This window comes from Rodentibacter caecimuris (assembly GCF_001019715.1).
GTDB lineage: Bacteria > Pseudomonadota > Gammaproteobacteria > Enterobacterales > Pasteurellaceae > Rodentibacter > Rodentibacter caecimuris.
The window spans coordinates 214993-233813 of sequence record NZ_BBXJ01000001.1; the positions used below are offsets into that span (position 1 = coordinate 214993).

General features: G+C 40.5%; 12 protein-coding genes. 3 read left to right on the forward strand and 9 right to left on the reverse strand.

The features are described from left to right. Positions 1-75 precede the first annotated feature (75 nt). The 7 genes from PNEUHYL_RS01040 to aceE all read right to left on the reverse strand — a co-directional run bounded on the left by PNEUHYL_RS01040 (position 76) and on the right by aceE (position 11474). Positions 76-1596: a catalase gene (locus PNEUHYL_RS01040; RefSeq protein ID WP_059365415.1), complete on the reverse strand. Its 1521-nt coding sequence runs from the start codon at positions 1594-1596 to the stop codon at positions 76-78. A gap of 197 nt (positions 1597-1793) precedes the next feature. Then, the gene (gene dnaX / locus PNEUHYL_RS01045; protein ID WP_059365416.1) at positions 1794-3872 is read right to left on the reverse strand and encodes a DNA polymerase III subunit gamma/tau; all 2079 of its coding nucleotides are present in this window, start codon (positions 3870-3872) and stop codon (positions 1794-1796) included. A gap of 12 nt (positions 3873-3884) precedes the next feature. Then, entirely contained in the window at positions 3885-4427 is a 543-nt protein-coding gene (apt, locus tag PNEUHYL_RS01050; RefSeq protein WP_059365417.1) for an adenine phosphoribosyltransferase, read from the reverse strand. Positions 4428-4614: 187 nt separating this feature from the next. After that, complete coding sequence (locus PNEUHYL_RS01055; protein WP_059365418.1) at positions 4615-5166, reverse strand: NlpC/P60 family protein; 552 nt, start codon at positions 5164-5166, stop codon at positions 4615-4617. Positions 5167-5334: 168 nt separating this feature from the next. After that, entirely contained in the window at positions 5335-6759 is a 1425-nt protein-coding gene (gene lpdA / locus PNEUHYL_RS01060; protein ID WP_059365419.1) for a dihydrolipoyl dehydrogenase, read from the reverse strand. A gap of 97 nt (positions 6760-6856) precedes the next feature. Further along, a complete protein-coding gene (gene aceF / locus PNEUHYL_RS01065; RefSeq protein WP_059365420.1) occupies positions 6857-8755 on the reverse strand; it encodes a pyruvate dehydrogenase complex dihydrolipoyllysine-residue acetyltransferase in 1899 nt (632 codons plus the stop codon). A gap of 61 nt (positions 8756-8816) precedes the next feature. Further along, positions 8817-11474, reverse strand: coding sequence for a pyruvate dehydrogenase (acetyl-transferring), homodimeric type (aceE, locus tag PNEUHYL_RS01070; RefSeq protein ID WP_059365421.1), 2658 nt, complete (start codon positions 11472-11474; stop codon positions 8817-8819). A gap of 309 nt (positions 11475-11783) precedes the next feature. Between aceE and mgsA the strand changes: the two genes are divergently transcribed. After that, entirely contained in the window at positions 11784-12242 is a 459-nt protein-coding gene (gene mgsA / locus PNEUHYL_RS01075) for a methylglyoxal synthase (RefSeq protein WP_059365422.1), read from the forward strand. 93 nt (positions 12243-12335) lie between these two features. On the opposite strand, the gene PNEUHYL_RS01080 is transcribed toward mgsA, so the two are convergent. Continuing rightward, on the reverse strand, positions 12336-13814 hold the full coding sequence (locus PNEUHYL_RS01080) for a YdgA family protein (RefSeq protein ID WP_059365423.1): 1479 nt from the start codon (positions 13812-13814) through the stop codon (positions 12336-12338). A 267-nt stretch (positions 13815-14081) separates the two neighbouring features. On the opposite strand from PNEUHYL_RS01080, the gene dnaK reads away from it, so the two are divergent. Together dnaK and dnaJ are read left to right on the forward strand one after the other, a co-directional pair. Then, the gene (dnaK, locus tag PNEUHYL_RS01085; protein ID WP_059365424.1) at positions 14082-15977 is read left to right on the forward strand and encodes a molecular chaperone DnaK; all 1896 of its coding nucleotides are present in this window, start codon (positions 14082-14084) and stop codon (positions 15975-15977) included. Between the two features lie 212 nt (positions 15978-16189). After that, positions 16190-17344: a molecular chaperone DnaJ gene (gene dnaJ, locus PNEUHYL_RS01090; RefSeq protein WP_059365425.1), complete on the forward strand. Its 1155-nt coding sequence runs from the start codon at positions 16190-16192 to the stop codon at positions 17342-17344. Positions 17345-17420: 76 nt separating this feature from the next. Here the strand turns inward: dnaJ and PNEUHYL_RS01095 are convergent, their stop codons facing one another. Then, a complete protein-coding gene (locus PNEUHYL_RS01095; protein ID WP_059365426.1) occupies positions 17421-18749 on the reverse strand; it encodes an L-cystine transporter in 1329 nt (442 codons plus the stop codon). Positions 18750-18821 lie beyond the last annotated feature (72 nt).

Consider the following 18821-nt stretch of genomic DNA (forward strand, 5'->3'; position numbering starts at 1 on the left):
TAACCGCACGTTAATAAAAAAACAGTTGATGCCGTTTTGACATCAACTGTTTTTCTTAAAAAGGTTACAAAGCTATTATAATAAACCGCCTTGACCTAACGCAGGATCGGTATCACGAGCTTTCAACGCATCTTCTACCGTTAAACCTAATGCTTTCGCAACACCTTCACCGTATGCCGGATCACACCAGTGGCAGTTACGGATATGACGATATTTAATAAAATCAGGCGCATCGCCCATAGCAGCAGCCGTATTGTTAAATAAAGCTTGTTTTTGTTCTGCTTTCATTAAGTTAAACAATGCACGCGGTTGGCTGAAATAATCGTTATCATCTTGGCGATAATCCCAGAATGCTGCGTCACCGTTAATGCGAAGTGGCGGCTCTGCGAAATCCGGTTGTTGTTGCCATTGATTAAAGCTGTTTGGCTCATAGTGCGGTAAGCCGCCATAATTACCATCGACACGACCTTGACCATCACGTTGGTTGCTGTGAACAGGGCAACGAGGGCGGTTAACCGGAATTTGACGGTAGTTCACGCCTAAACGATAACGTTGTGCATCCGCATAGTTGAACAAACGGGCTTGTAACATTCTATCCGGACTTGCACCGATTCCCGGTACTAAGTTGCTCGGTGCAAATGCGGATTGTTCCACATCGGCAAAGAAGTTTTCAGGATTACGATTAAGTTCGAATTCACCGACTTCAATTAACGGATAATCTTTTTTCGGCCATACTTTGGTTAAATCAAACGGATGGTAAGGTACTTTTTCCGCGTCTGCTTCAGGCATAACTTGGATAAACATTTTCCATTTCGGGAAATCGCCACGTTCAATCGCTTCATATAAATCACGTTGATGGGTTTCACGATCATTTGCGATTAACTCTGCCGCTTCTTCATTCGTAAAGTTTTTGATACCTTGTTGAGTATGGAAATGGAATTTCACCCAAAAACGTTCGCCCGCTTCGTTCCAGAAGCTATAAGTGTGCGAGCCGTAACCGTGCATATGACGATAGCTTGCCGGAATACCACGATCACTCATCACAATAGTTACTTGGTGTAACGCTTCAGGTAACAATGTCCAGAAATCCCAGTTATTGGTCGCTGAACGCATATTAGTACGAGGATCACGTTTTACCGCTTTGTTTAGATCAGGGAATTTACGCGGATCACGTAAGAAGAATACCGGTGTATTGTTACCCACCATATCCCAGTTACCTTCTTCCGTATAGAATTTTAATGCAAAACCGCGAATATCACGTTCCGCATCTGCCGCACCGCGTTCACCTGCTACAGTAGTGAAACGTGCGAACATTTCAGTTTTTTTACCCACTTCGCTGAAGATTTTAGCACGGGTATATTTGGTGATGTCATGAGTTACGGTGAACGTACCAAAGGCACCTGAACCTTTTGCGTGCATACGACGCTCAGGAATAACTTCACGGACGAAATCCGCTAATTTTTCATTAAGCCATAAATCTTGCGCAAGTAATGGTCCTCGAGGGCCGGCTGTTAAGCTGTTTTGGTTATCGGCAACAGGTGCGCCGTTTCCCATTGTTAAAGGTGTTGAATGAGAAAATGGACATTTTGACGTCATGAGATGCTCCTCTTTATTAAGTTGAAGTAAATTTCCTTCGCATTATATAGAAAGGTTTCAACTATTAAAATCTATTAAATTAATCAAAAAAACCAATTTAATAAATTTCCCCACAAAAAACCTCACTTTTGTATTCCCTAAATCCATAAAGTGCGGTTTGTTTTCTTACTATTTTACAGCTACTTTTAAAATGAAACCTAAACAGGACGAATACTCTCAATATCTAATTTCGCATCAAATTCTTTTTGTAGGAGAAGGAGTTTTTTATCCTGTTGAAGTTCATCACGGGCTTGTTCCCGTAAATCTTGATAAATTTTTTTACGATAAACCATTGGCGTTGCACTATCCCGATCATCCAATTGAATATCAATGGTTATCAATTTTTCATAAAATTGGCTCAGTGCTTCTGCCAATAAATGAATACTACGTTCTTGGCGTAAATGCGCTTTTGTTGAATGAAGCCCCAGATAGATTTTTTCTTCGGTTTTATCCAATAAAAAGCAGTTTAATGCCAATTCTTTCGAAAAACCTCTCACTCCCGAACTTTCCACAATATTAGCCCATTCATCTTGGGTTTGTGTCATTTCAATAATACGGGAATTCAACTCCGGAGTAATATCTTTCAGTATGGCTTGTTTAATATCGGAAGGTGCAATGGTTAGCGTCTCTTTTGCCAATTCGGGATTACTCCACTCCCACCGATAATTTTCCGCCTCAATAATTTCCCGCTCTTCCTGTTCCAAGTCAGAATGATCTTCCACTATGTTCATCATAGTTTGAACATTTTTGGGTATCTCCGACACGTTTTTTGAACCTGACTGCACTACTTTTTTGGGAGGTGTCATTTCACGCACGGGAAGTGCGGTCATTTTTCGCTGTATTTTTTGTTCATCAAGTGTTTGTACCTGATGTATTGCCTTATTCACCGCCTCATCCATTTCTTTTTGACGGGCTTGTCGTTCACTCGTTTCAATTTGATCAAGTTGTTTTAAGGCTTCTAATGCCGCCAGTCCGACAAAATTTGTTTCTTTATGCTTCGAGGAAGTAGGTTGAACGGATTTCGTTTTCTTATAGTTGGATTTAATATTTTGCGACAACACCGGCATATCAATATAATTGCCCGAATTCTCAGCCGCACCTTTTCCAACAGAAAGTGCCGCCTCGGCAGATAAATTCGCCTTAGGTGTTGCCGTAAGAAACTTTGGGTGAAATGCCAATGCCCTCAATAATGTCATTTCCACGCCTACACGATAATTCGGTGCAGCACTCAGTTCTTTTCTACCGGAAACAATCACTTGATAGAAAAATTGAACATCTTCCGGTGAGATATATTTTGCAAGAAATGTGAGGTGTTCGTTTTCACTCGCCGTATTTTGTGGCAATAGCTGCATTAACGCAATTTGGTGAAGTTTTTCCGCCACTTCCGCCAATAATTGATCCCAATCACCGGCTTTTTCAGAAACAGTTTGAAGCACTCTCATCAAACGTTCACCGTTTCCCTGATGCAGGGCATAAATAATATCAATGGCTTGAGTATCATCAAGTAAGCCTAACATTGCATTCACCACGTTTACCGTAACATGGCGATCCCCCATTGCAATAGCTTGATCCGTTAAGCTTAAACTATCGCGAATTCCACCCTGAGCCGCTTTCGCCAATTTATCTAAAGCCAATGGCTCAAAAGGAATATTTTCTTGGGTGAGAATATATGCAAGATGTTGTGAAATTTGCTGTTCATCCAGCGCTTTCAGATGAAATTGCATACAACGGGATAAAATTGTTACCGGCAGTTTTTGCGGATCCGTGGTAGCAAGCAAAAATTTTACATACTCAGGCGGCTCTTCCAAGGTTTTAAGCAGGGCATTAAAAGAATGACGCGATAGCATATGCACTTCATCAATTAAATACACTTTAAAACGCCCAACCACCGGTTTGTATTGCACGTTATCCAGTAACTCGCGCGTATCTTCCACTTTTGTCCGTGAAGCCGCATCAATCTCAATAAGATCAATAAATGAGCCTTGCTCAATGGCTTTGCAATTTTCACATTCGCCACACGGATGATCCGTAATACCGTTTTTAATGCAATTTAAGCCTTTAGCGAAAAGGCGGGCAATAGAAGTCTTTCCCACGCCGCGCGTACCCGAAAACAGGTAGGCATGATGAAGTCGCTGCTCTTTTAATCCATTAGAAAGTGCGGTAATAATATGCCCTTGTCCGACTACCTCATCAAAGGTTTGGGGACGCCATTTTCGGGCTAAAACTTGATAACTCATTGGTTTGTATTGTTAATGACCTTCAAAATTAACTAAAGTATAGCAATCCACGCCTAAATCATTTAAACGTTTCTCACCGCCCAGTTCAGGCAAATTAATCACAAATGCCGCATGATTAACCTTTCCGCCTAAACGCTCGACAAGTTTAACCGTTGCTTCTACGGTTCCGCCTGTTGCAAGTAAATCATCAATAATTAATACATTATCATCCGGAGAAATTGCATCAGCATGTATTTCTAAGGTGTCTTGTCCATATTCCAATTGATAAGATTGAGAAATTGTTTCACGGGGTAACTTTTTAGGTTTACGCACTAATTCAAAAGGTAAAGCCAACGCAATCGCAACCGGTGCACCAAAAATAAAACCGCGAGATTCCGTACCTAGTACTTTAGTAATATTTTTATTGCGGTATTGTTCAACGATCAGATCAATACTCGCTTTAAAGGCCTCCGGAACTTCTAGCAATGAGGTAATATCGCGAAAGATAACTCCCTCTTTTGGGTAGTTAGGAATAGATTTTATAGAAGATTTAATCAGTTCAAGTTGTTTATTCATAAAAGGACTCAATGATAAAGTGAGATAATATCAATATTTTTGAGTTCAAATTCTATCATAAAACGCTGGAAAAAATGGAAATTTCCTGACCGAAAGAGGTATAAAAATCGTCATAAAAGAAAAGGCTAAATGAAATTACCATCTCATTTAGCCTTAAAAAATAGGTTAAAAACGACCGCACTTTACTTTACATAATGCGACGTGATTGGGTATAAGTTCTTGTCCAATAGTTTTCATCTAAAGAGCTAATGGTAACACCTTGGCTCGAACTGGCATGCATAAATTGATTATTGCCGATATAAACCCCCACATGGTTATTACCACGGAAGAAAACAAGATCGCCTTTTTGTAATTCATGTTTATTAATTTTATGCCCTAAATGACGCAGTTCCGCAGTAGAACGAGGGAGTTTAATACCGTAAGCATTCAGAAAGGTGGTCTGCATAAATGCCGAACAATCAATACCACGCTTACTCGTACCGCCCATTCTATAGCGTGTTCCCGCCCACTCTGTATAAACACCGGCAAGCGCTTTATCACCAATTAAACCGGAATGAGGACGGTTTGTTCTTAATGTGTGACGAATACTACGATCACCCTTTTCTAATTTACTAATTAATCCGGTGAGTTGTGCATCATCGCTCTCTGAAATTTTATTATGATAGGCATTATTGCTTCCGCTTGAACAGGCGGTGGCGAGGGTAACAATCCCGGTAAGCATTAAAAATCGCTTTAACATACTAAAAAAATTGAAAATAATTAAAAGATATAAAAATAAGATTTTCGGGATACTATCAGATATAAAGGAAAATAGACAGTTAAAATTGAATTTTTACACTAATTTATGCTATGGCTTCTAAAAATAAAGGCAATCCATAGAGATTGCCTTTTAATCATGAAAAACTAACTATTTTTTCTTTGCTTTTGCATTAGGAAGATCGGTAATCGACCCTTCAAAAACTTCAGCAGCCAATCCAACCGATTCGTGTAATGTTGGGTGAGCATGGATAGTTAATGCGATATCTTCCGCATCACATCCCATTTCAATAGCAAGACCAATTTCACCTAACAATTCACCACCGTTTGAACCAACGATCGCACCGCCAAGAATGCGATGTGTATCTTTATCAAAGATAAGTTTTGTCATCCCTTCCGAACATTCGGATGCAATCGCACGACCCGATGCTGCCCATGGGAATTTCGCGACTTCGTAATTTAAACCTTCCTGTTTACATTCTTTTTCGGTTTTACCAACCCAAGCAACTTCCGGTTCAGTATAAGCAATTGATGGAATGACTTTCGGATCAAAGTAATGTTTTTGTCCCGCAATCACTTCAGCGGCAACATGACCTTCGTGAACCCCTTTATGGGCTAACATTGGTTGTCCTACGATATCACCGATCGCAAAAATATGCGGTACATTAGTACGCATTTGTTTATCCACTCGAATGAAACCACGCTCATCAACTTCAACACCGGCTTTACCCGCATCAATTAATTTGCCGTTAGGCACACGACCGATCGCCACGAGAACTGCATCATAACGTTTAGTATCATTGCAAGCTTTACCTTCCATTGAGACATAAATACCGTCATCTTTAGCTTCAACAGCGGTGACTTTGGTTTCAAGCATTAGCTTAAATTTTTTCTCGATTTGTTTGGTATAAATAGCGACAACATCTTTATCCGCAGCAGGAATAACTTGGTCAAACATTTCAACTACTTCAATCTCTGAACCCAATGCGTGATAAACCGTTCCCATCTCTAAACCGATAATACCGCCACCCATGATGAGTAATTTTTTCGGTACTTCTTTTAATTTAAGTGCATCGGTTGAATTCCAAATACGCGGATCTTCGTGTGGAATGAAAGGTAACTCAATTGGACGTGAACCTGCCGCAATAATCGCATTATCAAATTTTACCGTCGTCGGGTTACCGTCACGATCACGGGCAACTAAAGTATTCGGATCGGTAAAAGCGGCTAAACCCTCTACCACAGTTACTTTACGTTGTTTCGCCATACCCGCTAAACCACCGGTTAATTTTGCAACAACCGCATCTTTACCCGCACGAACTTGGTCTAAATCAATTTTAGGCTCACTAAAATAAACACCATTTTTTCCAGCATGTTTTGCTTCTTCAATGACTTTAGCAACGTGTAATAAGGCTTTAGATGGAATACAACCTACATTCAAACACACACCACCAAGCGTAGAATAACGTTCAACAAGTACTGTTTCTAAGCCAAGATCCGCACAACGGAATGCAGCAGAGTAGCCTGCCGGCCCGGCACCAAGTACAACGACTTGGGTTTTAATTTCTTTACTCATTTTTACCTCGTAAAAACGTTGAAATTATTGACCGCTCTTTTGAGCAATCAGGAACATTTAAAAAAACGCCCCTCAATCGTACGAGAGGCGTTATTTATTACATAATTAAGCGACGTAAATCCGCTAATACAGAACCAATGTAGCTAATGAAACGTGCTCCGTCAGCCCCATCAATCACACGGTGATCGAAAGATAATGACATTGGGAGAATTAAACGAGGAGTAAATTCTTTACCATTCCATACCGGTTCCATAGAAGATTTAGAAACACCTAAAATAGCGACTTCCGGCGCATTTACAATCGGAGCAAAATGCGTTGTACCGATACCGCCTAAGCTGGAAATGGTAAAACAGCCGCCTTGCATATCGGAGGCAGAAAGTTTACCTTCACGTGCTTTTTTCGACACTTCCATTAATTCACGGGAAAGCTCAATAATCCCTTTTTTGTTTACATTTTTGAACACAGGTACGACTAAGCCATTTGGCGTATCAACCGCCACACCGATGTTAATGTATTTTTTCAAGATCAAGCGTTGTGCATCTTCCGTGATAGAGCTATTGAAACGCGGATACGCTTCTAATGCTTTCGCCACAGCTTTCATGATGAACACAACCGGCGTGATTTTTACACCTAGTTTTTGTTTTTCAGCTAATACGTTTTGTTCTTTACGGAACGCTTCTAAATCGGTGATATCCGCTTTATCAAAGTGAGTTACGTGTGGAATCATCACCCAGTTACGGTGTAAGTTTGCACCGGAAATCTTATTGATACGGCTTAACTCCACTTCTTCTACTTCACCAAATTTGCTGAAGTCCACTTTCGGCCATGGTAATAAGCCTAAGCCTGTGCCATTTGCCACACCCGTACCAGCCGCAGCAGAGGCGGTCGTTCCACTTTCATAAGCTTTAACCGCAGTCTTCACATAAGCTTGAATATCTTCTTTAACAATACGCCCTTTACGACCTGAACCTTTTACTTTATCTAAGTTCACGCCAAATTCACGAGCTAAACGACGGATTACCGGAGTAGCGTGCGCATAACCTGTACTTGCTACAACTTGTTCTTGGCTTAAACCTGATACATTGCCACTTTGGGCTGCCGGAGCCGGTTGAGCGGCTGATGTTGATGCAGATTGTGGTGCAGACACTGCAGCTTGAGCTTGAACCGGCGCAGCCCCCGCCACTTCAAATCGCATAATTAATGAGCCAGTAGAAACTTTATCACCTGATTTCACTAAAATTTCTTTTACTACACCTGCAAACGGTGCAGGGACTTCCATTGAAGCTTTATCGCCTTCAACCGTAATTAAAGATTGCTCTTCGGAAACTGTATCACCTACCGCAACCATAATTTCAGTGACATTCACTTCATCGCCACCGATATCCGGCACGTTCACATCTTTAATTGCCGATGTTGCCGCTGCAGCAGCTGGTGTCGTTTCTTGAACCGGGGCAGAAACAGCTGGTGCTGCACCTGCCACTTCAAATTTCATAATTAATTTTCCGGTAGAAACTTTATCCCCCACATTGATTAAAATTTCTTTTACCACACCTGCGATTGGTGCCGGCACTTCCATAGAAGCTTTATCACCTTCTACATTGATGATAGATTGATCCACTTCAACTGAATCCCCTACTTTCACCATAATTTCAGTAACATTTACTTCATCAGAACCAATATCAGGCACATTGACTTCGACTACGCTTGCTACCGCTGCTTCAACATCTTGTACAGGTGCTGATGCCGGAGCCGATTCAGCAACTTCCGCAGAATCCAATAGCAACATTGGTGTGCCTGTAGTAACTTTATCACCCACCTTCACTAAAACTTCTTTTACCACGCCAGCTTCCGGTGCAGGTACTTCCATTGAAGCCTTATCGCCTTCCACATTAATAATACTTTGATCTACTGTAATGGTATCACCGACTTTAACCATTACTTCCGTTACAGTAACTTCATCGCTACCAATATCAGGAATTTGAATTTGTTTTGACATTTTTTGTTCCTTATAAAGTGCGGTCAAATTCGCAAAGATTTTTGACCGCAGTTCCTATCGATTACGCATAAAGCGGGTTGATACGATCCACATTCAAACCGAATTTCTCAATAGCATCCGCAACAACTTGATTTGTTACAGTACCTTCTTTTGCCAATTGAGAAAGCGCGGCAACAACAACATAGCGCGCATCGACTTCAAAGTGCTCACGTAAGTTCGCACGGCTGTCTGAGCGACCGAAACCGTCAGTACCTAATACGTGATAATGTTTAGTCGGTACAAATGCACGAATTTGATCCGCATAACCTTTAACATAGTCTGTGGATGCCACTGTCGGTAAGTCTGCCAATACCTGTGCAACATAAGGTACGCGTTGCTCTGCTGTTGGGTGTAATAAATTCCAACGAGCCGCATCGTTACCTTCACGAGCCAATTCATTAAATGACGGTGCGGAGAATACATCTGAAGTCACACCATAATCATTTGCCAGGATTTGAGCCGCTTCACGAACATGACGCATAATCGCACCGGAACCTAACAATTGAACATGACCTTTGCCTTTACCTTTCACCGTTTCAAATTTATATAAACCTTTACGGATACCTTCTTCAGCACCTTCAGGCATTGCCGGTTGTTCTGTCACTTCATTCAATGTAGTGATGTAGTAAAACACATCTTCTTGTTTTTCACCGTACATACGTTGAATACCGTCTTGAATGATTACAGCAACTTCAAAGGCAAATGACGGATCATAAGTTACACAGTTCGGAATCACACCCGCTTGAATATGGCTGTGACCGTCTTCGTGTTGTAACCCTTCACCGTTTAGTGTTGTACGGCCTGATGTACCACCAATCATGAAACCACGTGCAAGTTGGTCGCCAGCCAGCCACATCATATCGCCTACACGTTGGAAACCGAACATGGAGTAATAAATGAAAAACGGAATCATTGGTTGGTTATTTACCGAATATGAGTTTGCTGCGGCTAACCAAGATGCCGTCGCACCTAATTCATTGATCCCCTCTTGTAAAACTTGACCATCGGTTGCTTCACGATAGTAAGCAACTAAATCACGGTCTGAAGGAACATAGTTTTGACCATGTGGATTGTAAATACCCACTTGACGGAATAAACCTTCCATACCGAAAGTACGCGCTTCATCTGCGATGAGTGGCACAATCGTTTTACCGATATTTTTGTCTTTTAATAAGGTGTTTAATACACGGGTAAATGCCATAGTGGTTGAGATACCACGAGGTTGCGCATCTAATAACGCTTTGAAGTCATCTAATGCCGGAACTTTATATTCCACATCAAACTTAGGTTTACGTGCAGGCACATATCCGTTTAATGCTTTACGGTGACCGTGTAAATAGTTGTATTCTTCGGAACCTTCAGGGAATTTAATGTATTCTAAATTCTCAACTTGTTCATCGGTTAATGGTAACTGGAAGTAGTCACGGAAACCTTTAAGGCTTTCATAAGACATTTTTTTAGATTGGTGGGCTGTATTTTTACTTTCAGCTTCAGGAATTTTATAGCCTTTAACCTGTTGCGCTAAAATAACAACCGGTTTTGTTGCATTTTGTGCTTTTGCATAAGCTGCATAAAGTTTTTCCGCATCATGTGCACCACGGCGTAACGCCCAAATTTCATCGTCTGTCATGTCAGCAACTAATGCCGCAGTTTCCGGATAACGACCGAAGAAATGTTCACGTACGTAAGCACCATCTTTCGATTTAAATGTTAAATAGTCACCATCTACCACTTCCATCATGAGTTGGGTTAATTTACCGGAAGTATCTTTCTCCAACAATTTATCCCAGTCACTACCCCATAGCACTTTAATGACTTCCCATCCTGCACCAGTGAATAAACCTTCCAACTCTTGAACAATTTTACCGTTACCATTTACAGGGCCGTCTAAGCGTTGAAGGTTACAGCTGATTGTGAAAATTAAATTATTTAAGCCTTCACGCGCGGCAAATGTTAGCGCACCTTTAGACTCAATTTCATCCATCTCTCCATCACCTAAGAAGGCATACACTTTTTGATCTTTTGTATCTTTTAAACCACGGTTATCTAAATATTTTAAGAAACGAGCTTGGTAGATTGCATTAACAGGACCTAATCCCATTGAAACGGTAGAGAATTGCCAGAATTCAGGCATTAATTTCGGGTGAGGATATGAGGATAAACCATCAGCAAATGCTTCTTGGCGGAAATTATCCAATTGCTCTTCCGTTAAACGACCTTCTAAGAAAGCACGTGCATACATACCCGGTGCCGCATGGCCTTGGAAGAAAATGAGGTCTCCGCCATTTTTCTCTGTTGCAGCCTTAAAGAAATGGTTGTAGCACACTTCATACATGGTTGCAGCAGATTGGAAAGTTGAAATATGACCGCCCAAGTCGAGATCTTTTTTCTGACTACGTAAAACCATTGCAATCGCATTCCAACGTACTGCAGAACGAATACGACGTTCAATTTCATGGTTACCCGGGTAAGCCGGTTGCTCGGACACAGGGATGGTATTCACATAATCTGTGGTCACGCCTGTTGGTAATGATACACCGTTAGTACGCGCCTGACCTATTACTTGTTCAATAATATATTGCGCGCGCTCAACACCTTCTTCACGAATCAAAGAATCTAATGATTGTAGCCAATCTTGAGTTTCGATTGGATCTACGTCATTTTTTAAAATCTCAGACATAGGTTTTCCTTATCTGTTAATTAAGTGAAAATTAGTTCAGCTAAAAGCCAAACACGAATATAAGAAATGCTTGTTTCGGCTTTTACAAGCATTTAACAAATTTCATAAATTTTAGAAGATTTTTTGAAATAAAGATAGTAAATTTTCATTGAACTTACTTTTTCTCGTTTTCTGTTTTATCCCATTTACCTAAAGTGCGGTACTTTTTCAGAGCATTTTAATTAACTCATTAAACTATGAGTAAAATCATTGCTTCTGTATAATCTTTACGCTAGAGTTCCTACAATTTTTAATACAAGGACTTTCTTTATGAAATCAACAACCAGAACGCTCAATCAACACAAACACATCGCCCTTGTAGCACATGATAATTGCAAACAAAACCTTATTCGGTGGGTAGAAAAGCACAACATTGCACTAAGTTCCCATCGGCTTTACGCGACCGGCACAACGGGACATTTATTGGCACGAGAAACGGGCTTAACAATTCAACCTTTATTAAGCGGGCCGATGGGTGGCGATCAGCAATTAGGCGGACTTATTGCAGAAAAGAAAATTGATCTTATTATTTTCTTTTGGGATCCAATGAATGCAGCCCCCCATGATCCTGATGTGAAAGCCTTAATGCGCATTGCAACCGTGTGGAACATTCCGGTCGCCATTAATCAAACCACAGCAGATTTTTTACTCACATCTCCGCTTTTTGAGCAAAATATAGAAATTGAAATCCCAGACTACGAAAATTATTTAAAAGAACGTTTAGGATAAAACTCAGTAAAAGTTAACCGCACTTTAAAGTACAAAAAGGAGATAAATTATCTTTATCTCCTTTTGCTATCGTCAATGTGAATTTAATCGACCTTAATGCTGCATCGCTGCCCCCATTAACAGCATAAAAATCACGCTAACGACTTGTTCTTCCGGCACAGATTGACCATTTAATTTCAACTCCCCATTTTCAAGCACCAGTTTCATCGTCACGGATTTTTCATTATTTACGGCAATGCCTTTGCTCACGACTTCTGCTGCCATTTCCTCAATTTTAGCCTTAATACTTGCTTTATCTTCTTCCGGGAAGAATTTCGTCATAAGGTTTTCAGCCGTTGCTTTATCCACCTGAATATCGACAACAAAATCCGTAAATTGTTTATATAAATGACCGTGCATAACATCAAGCTTAGGGTCTTTAGCTAAAGCAATATTCATATCTAACGCCACTTTTCCTTGATTATCGGAAATTGAGATCGGGTTCAATTTAATTTGTGGTTGGTTATTGAAAATAGCCATACCATATTGCTTAGCCCATACTTCAATAATTTGATTTACTCCCCCTGTATTCCCTTCTTTTAATACACTAATAAGAGATTCAAACAAAGCATTAATCGCATTGGCTTCAAAATGATTTAATTCAATATTGTAGGCTATCTTACCCAAATCTTTATTATCAATTATTAGGGCATCTATATTGTTTGTAGCTTTCAGGCTTAAAAAATCGCCTTCTAAATTCACCTCAGATGTACTTTTTACACCTTTTTCCACAACAGACATCGTTGTTCCATTTTTATCCAGACTTGTCATCTCTATACTGTCAATAGAAGACGTCCCTTTTCCGGTGTAAAGATATGACCATTTCGTTGGGGCAAAAGTCGTACTAAATTTGATCCCTTTCCAGTGAAATTTCTCAGATTCAAAATTGTTTGAATCAGTATGATTTTCTGCCTCGGCGTTACCCGCCAAATCAAATGTTATATTAGAAACTGAAGCATCATACTGACCGGAAAGATCTTTATTGACATCAAAGTCAATATCCACATCGGACCAAGCCAATTTATTTTTGGCTGACTTAGGATCAATAAACTCACCACCTAATACTTTTAATATGCCTTTTGTAGCTAAGGCATAGCTTGTTGCGGCTTGATACTGAATCGGTTTGTCTGATTTGGTGATATCAAACAATAGCTGTGTCATTTCGTTTTTACCAACCGTCCCTTCCACAGCAAACATTGCCGGCATAAAATTAAATTTTATCAGCTGATTAAGAGGCAACGGTCCATGATAAAGTGTCGATGAAAAAGGAATTATCCATTGTTTTTCTTCTTTCGCTAACGAAATGACAATTTCATCTTCAACTTGAGAACTGAAAAAACCACGCTCAAATTGTTTATTTTTAAATTCAACATTGAAAGAATCCGATCCTCCCAATGCACGGAATTTTTGATTGTTCAATTCAATTTGGCGTTTATATTCCGATTCAGCGGTTTGACCGGTAAACCAAGTACCACCAACCCAAGCAGCTCCTAGTACAGCAATTACGCCAATAGCAATTTTTGATTTTTTCATAAGCATCCTTTTGATAATAAAATATAAAAATTGTGCAAATTCTACCGCACTTTTTCTTCTTCTCCATCTTTTTATCAAAAATTTACAAATCACCCCTTGAAGTTTTATGCTTCGTTCTTATCTTACAAGGCAAGGACGGAAACGACCGTATTTTGAAGTAAGAAAAATAAAAAATTTTTAAATTTTCTCTTGAAATACGAAGAAGTATCCACATCTTACAACTCGTAATAAATTACACTGAATTAAAAATTTAATTAGGAGAACAAAATGGGAAAAATTATTGGTATTGACTTAGGAACAACCAACTCTTGTGTGGCTGTAATGGATGGCGACAAACCTCGTGTCATTGAAAATGCTGAAGGTGATCGTACGACTCCGTCAATTATTGCTTATACAAATGATAATGAAACATTAGTCGGTCAACCGGCAAAACGTCAAGCGGTAACCAATCCAAAAAACACATTGTTTGCAATCAAACGTTTAATTGGTCGTCGTTTTGAAGATGAAGAAGTAAAACGCGATATTGATATTATGCCGTTTGCCATTACTAAAGCAGATAACGGCGATGCTTGGGTTGAAGTCAAAGGTGAAAAATTAGCGCCTCCACAAATTTCTGCCGAAGTATTGAAAAAAATGAAAAAAGCAGCGGAAGATTTCTTAGGCGAATCCGTTACTGAAGCGGTTATTACCGTTCCGGCATACTTTAACGATGCACAACGTCAAGCAACCAAAGACGCTGGTCGTATTGCAGGATTAGATGTAAAACGTATCATCAACGAACCGACAGCTGCGGCATTAGCTTACGGTTTGGACAAAGGTACGGGTAACAAAACTATCGCTGTTTATGACTTAGGTGGCGGTACATTTGACTTGTCAATTATTGAAATTGATGAAGTCGGCGGCGAGAAAACTTTCGAAGTATTGGCAACCAACGGTGATACCCACTTAGGCGGTGAAGACTTCGACAACCGTATTATTAACTATTTAGTGGATGAATTCAAAAAAGAGCAAGGCGTTGATTTACGTAATGACCCGCTTGCAATGCAACGCTTAAAAGAATCTGCTGAAAAAGCGAAAATTGAGCTTTCTTCTGCTCAACAAACAGATGTAAATCTTCCTTACATCACAGCGGATGCAACAGGCCCTAAACACTTAAACATTAAATTAACCCGTGCGAAATTAGAATCACTTGTTGAAGATTTAGTGGCTAAATCGCTTGAGCCTGTTCGTATTGCATTAAAAGATGCGGGCAAATCTCCATCTGAAATTGATGATGTGATTTTAGTGGGTGGTCAAACCCGTATGCCGCTTGTTCAACAAGAAGTGGAAAAATTCTTCGGCAAAGCACCACGTAAAGACGTCAACCCGGATGAAGCCGTTGCGGTCGGTGCGGCAGTGCAAGGCGGTGTATTAGCCGGTGATGTTACCGATGTATTATTGTTAGACGTTACCCCATTATCACTCGGTATCGAAACCATGGGTGGTGTGATGACGACCTTAATTGAGAAAAATACCACGATTCCAACGAAGAAATCACAAGTGTTCTCAACGGCGGAAGATAACCAAAGTGCGGTAACTATCCATGTGTTACAAGGCGAACGTAAACAAGCATCAGCGAATAAATCTTTAGGTCAATTTAACCTAGAAGGTATTAATCCTGCACCTCGTGGTATGCCACAAATTGAAGTGACCTTCGATATCGACGCAGACGGTATTATCCATGTATCTGCAAAAGATAAAGGTACCGGCAAAGAACAACAAATCACGATTAAAGCGTCTTCCGGTTTAAGTGATGAAAAGATTCAACAAATGGTTCGTGATGCTGAAGCAAATGCAGAATCAGACCGTAAATTTGAAGAATTGGTTCAAGCCCGTAACCAAGCCGATCATTTAATTCACAGCACACGCAAACAATTAGATGAAGCGGGGGATAAACTCCCTGCAACAGATCGCGGTGTGATCGAAAGTGCATTAAGTGACTTAGAAACGGCTGCAAAAGGCGAAGATAAAGTGGTAATTGAAGCGAAAATTCAAGTTCTTGTCGAAGCAGCACAAAAACTCGCACAAACTGCACAGCCTCAAGGCGAGCAAACTCAAAGCAACAGCACCCCAAACGATGACGTTGTTGATGCCGAGTTTGAAGAAGTGAAAGATAACAAATAATTTATTTGTTAATACTAACAAGGGCGTTGTAAAACGCCCTTTTCGTGTATATACCTGATAGCAAAGTGCGGTTAAATTTTTAACTGTTTTTCACGGAAAAATATTTCAAATTTTGACCGCACTTTAAATCTCTCTAGCTCCCTATTAGTTAGTAAAAAGGGGGGGAATAATGGTAGAAACCATTCGGAGAAAGATAAAACGGAACAAACCTAATGGCAAAACAAGACTATTATGAACTCCTCGGCATTCAAAAAGGTGCTGACGAAAAAGAAATTAAGCGTGCATATAAAAAACTCGCAATGCAATATCATCCTGATAGAACTAAGGGTGATAAAGCGAAAGAAGAAAAATTCAAAGAAATCCAAGAAGCTTATGAAGTTTTAGGCGATAAAGAAAAGCGTGCGGCTTACGATCAGTACGGACACGCTGCCTTTGAACAAGGTGGTTTTGGCGGCGGCGGTGGATTCGGTGGCGGATTTGGCGGTGCAGATTTCGGTGATATGTTCGGCGATATTTTTGGAGATATTTTTGGTGGCGGTGCCCGTACCCGTCAGCGTGTAGTGCGTGGTGAAGATTTACGCTATGATCTTGAAATCAGCTTAGAAGAAGCAGTAAAAGGCACCACCAAAGACATTCAAATCAACACGCTTGCTCATTGCGATAACTGTGATGGTACAGGGGCGGAAAAAGGCTCAAAAGTTGAAACCTGTCCAACCTGTCACGGCGCGGGGCGTGTTCGCCGGCAACAAGGTTTCTTTGTATCTGAAAGTATTTGTCCGACTTGTCACGGTTCCGGCAAGAAAATTGAAAAACCTTGCCACGTTTGCCATGGGGACGGTCGCATTCATAAAAAAGAAAGTCTTTCCGTTAAAATTCCGGCAGGCGTGGATACAGGTAACCAGCTTCGTTTGCCAGGTAAAGGCGCTGCCGGCGAAAGCGGTGCTCCGGCGGGTGATCTTTATGTCGTAATTCATGTGAAAGAACATCATATTTTTGAACGCGACGGAAACAATCTTTATTGTGAAGTCCCGATTAGCTTTGCGACTGCCGCACTCGGCGGTGAAATTGAAGTCCCAACCTTAGATGGTCGAGTAAAACTCAAGATTCCTGCCGAAACCCAAACCGGAAAATTATTCCGAATGCGCGGCAAGGGGGTAATGTCTAATCGTAACGGTTATGCAGGCGATTTAATCTGTCGTATTGTGGTCGAAACACCGGTGAATTTAAACAGTAAACAAAAAGAATTACTGAAAGAACTTGAAGAAAGTTTGCAAGGCAAAGGGTTAAGCAAACATAGCCCGAAATCCTCCGGCTTTTTAGACGGCGTGAAGAAATTCTTTGATAATTTAGGGAAATCGGATAAGTAAAAATTTAAGCAAAAAAGCCCGCACTTTGCGGGCTTTTTGTTAAGTCATCATAAATATGATGTTTCTATTCAACATATTATTCTTTCAATTTCAACCATTTACTACTTAATGTTCCCGCTGTCATTGCACCGTTAACATTTAATGCTGTACGTCCCATATCAATGAGCGGTTCGATTGAAATTAATAAACCGACTAACTCAAGCGGTAAACCTAAGGTTGAAAGCACAACAATCGCTGCAAAAGTTGCTCCACCGCCCACACCGGCAATACCAAAAGAAGAAATCGCCACTACTAAAACAAGTGTCGCAATATAGCTTACCGTAAAAGGATCAATGCCTACCGTTGGCGCAACCATAACAGCCAACATCGCAGGATAAATTCCTGCACAGCCATTTTGTCCGATTGTCGCCCCAAAAGTGGCTGAGAAATTCGCAACAGCAGGGTTATTGCCCAACTTATCCGTTTGGGTTTCGATATTAAGCGGGATAGTCGCAGCACTGGAACGGGAACTAAAGGCAAAACTCAATGCCGGCATGACTTTTTTATAATACTGAATCGGGCTAATACCAGATAAGAAAAGTAACAAGCCGTGAATAACAAACATCAAGAAGATCGCAATATAAGAAGCGACAATAAAACTTCCCAAATTCAGAATATCCGCCCATTTTGATGTCGCTCCCACTTTAATCATCAAAGCAAATACACCATAAGGCGTTAAACGGATCACAAAACGAACTAGGCGTGAGACTAATTTATTTAAGGTTTCCACTCCCTGAGCAATGCGATCACCCAACTCCTGATTTTCTTTACGTAAACTCAACGCCGCGACGCCTAAAAATGCAGAGAAGATCACCACACTAATAATTGAGGTTGGATTTGCGCCCGTTAATTCAGCAAAAGGATTTTTTGGAATGAAAGAAAGTAGCATTGCCGGCACACTTAAGGCATTAATTTGATCCGCACGACCTAATACTTTGGTTTGAGCGGCAAGCTCACGTTCACCGGCGACTAAGCCTTCTGCCGTTAAACCGAATAGTTGTACCATAATAATACCGATAAATGCGGCGATCGCCGTAGTAACGAGTAATACGGAAAGTACACTAAAGCTGATCTTACCTAAAGCGCGCGCCTCATTTAAACGGGTGATAGCCGATAAAATTGACACAAAGACTAATGGCATCACGATCATTTGTAATAAACGGACATAGCCTCCACCCACAAGATTAATCCAATCCAATGCGGTTTTAATCGTCTCCTCAGCACCAATATTTTGCAGCAATGCCCCTGATGCTAAACCAAGCGCTAAGCCGACAAAAACGGTTTGTCCTAATTTTTGTGTCTTTTTATAAAGATAGCCTAACAATACAAGAATCAGTACAAAAATGATTAAAGTAAGAAATAACATATTAATATTCCCCTATAAATTTGAATTGCGATATTAGATAGACTTTCTCATAAAAGATCTAATCGTTTTTTG

Coding starts and splice junctions, on each gene's coding strand:
- aceE (WP_059365421.1), bottom strand. CDS start 11,474: ATGTCTGAGATTTTAAAAAATGACGTAGATCCAATCGAAACTCAAGAT.
- apt (WP_059365417.1), bottom strand. CDS start 4,427: ATGAATAAACAACTTGAACTGATTAAATCTTCTATAAAATCTATTCCT.
- lpdA (WP_059365419.1), bottom strand. CDS start 6,759: ATGAGTAAAGAAATTAAAACCCAAGTCGTTGTACTTGGTGCCGGGCCG.
- dnaJ (WP_059365425.1), top strand. CDS start 16,190: ATGGCAAAACAAGACTATTATGAACTCCTCGGCATTCAAAAAGGTGCT.
- dnaX (WP_059365416.1), bottom strand. CDS start 3,872: ATGAGTTATCAAGTTTTAGCCCGAAAATGGCGTCCCCAAACCTTTGAT.
- PNEUHYL_RS01040 (WP_059365415.1), bottom strand. CDS start 1,596: ATGACGTCAAAATGTCCATTTTCTCATTCAACACCTTTAACAATGGGA.
- PNEUHYL_RS01080 (WP_059365423.1), bottom strand. CDS start 13,814: ATGAAAAAATCAAAAATTGCTATTGGCGTAATTGCTGTACTAGGAGCT.
- PNEUHYL_RS01095 (WP_059365426.1), bottom strand. CDS start 18,749: ATGTTATTTCTTACTTTAATCATTTTTGTACTGATTCTTGTATTGTTA.
- PNEUHYL_RS01055 (WP_059365418.1), bottom strand. CDS start 5,166: ATGTTAAAGCGATTTTTAATGCTTACCGGGATTGTTACCCTCGCCACC.
- aceF (WP_059365420.1), bottom strand. CDS start 8,755: ATGTCAAAACAAATTCAAATTCCTGATATTGGTAGCGATGAAGTTACT.
- mgsA (WP_059365422.1), top strand. CDS start 11,784: ATGAAATCAACAACCAGAACGCTCAATCAACACAAACACATCGCCCTT.
- dnaK (WP_059365424.1), top strand. CDS start 14,082: ATGGGAAAAATTATTGGTATTGACTTAGGAACAACCAACTCTTGTGTG.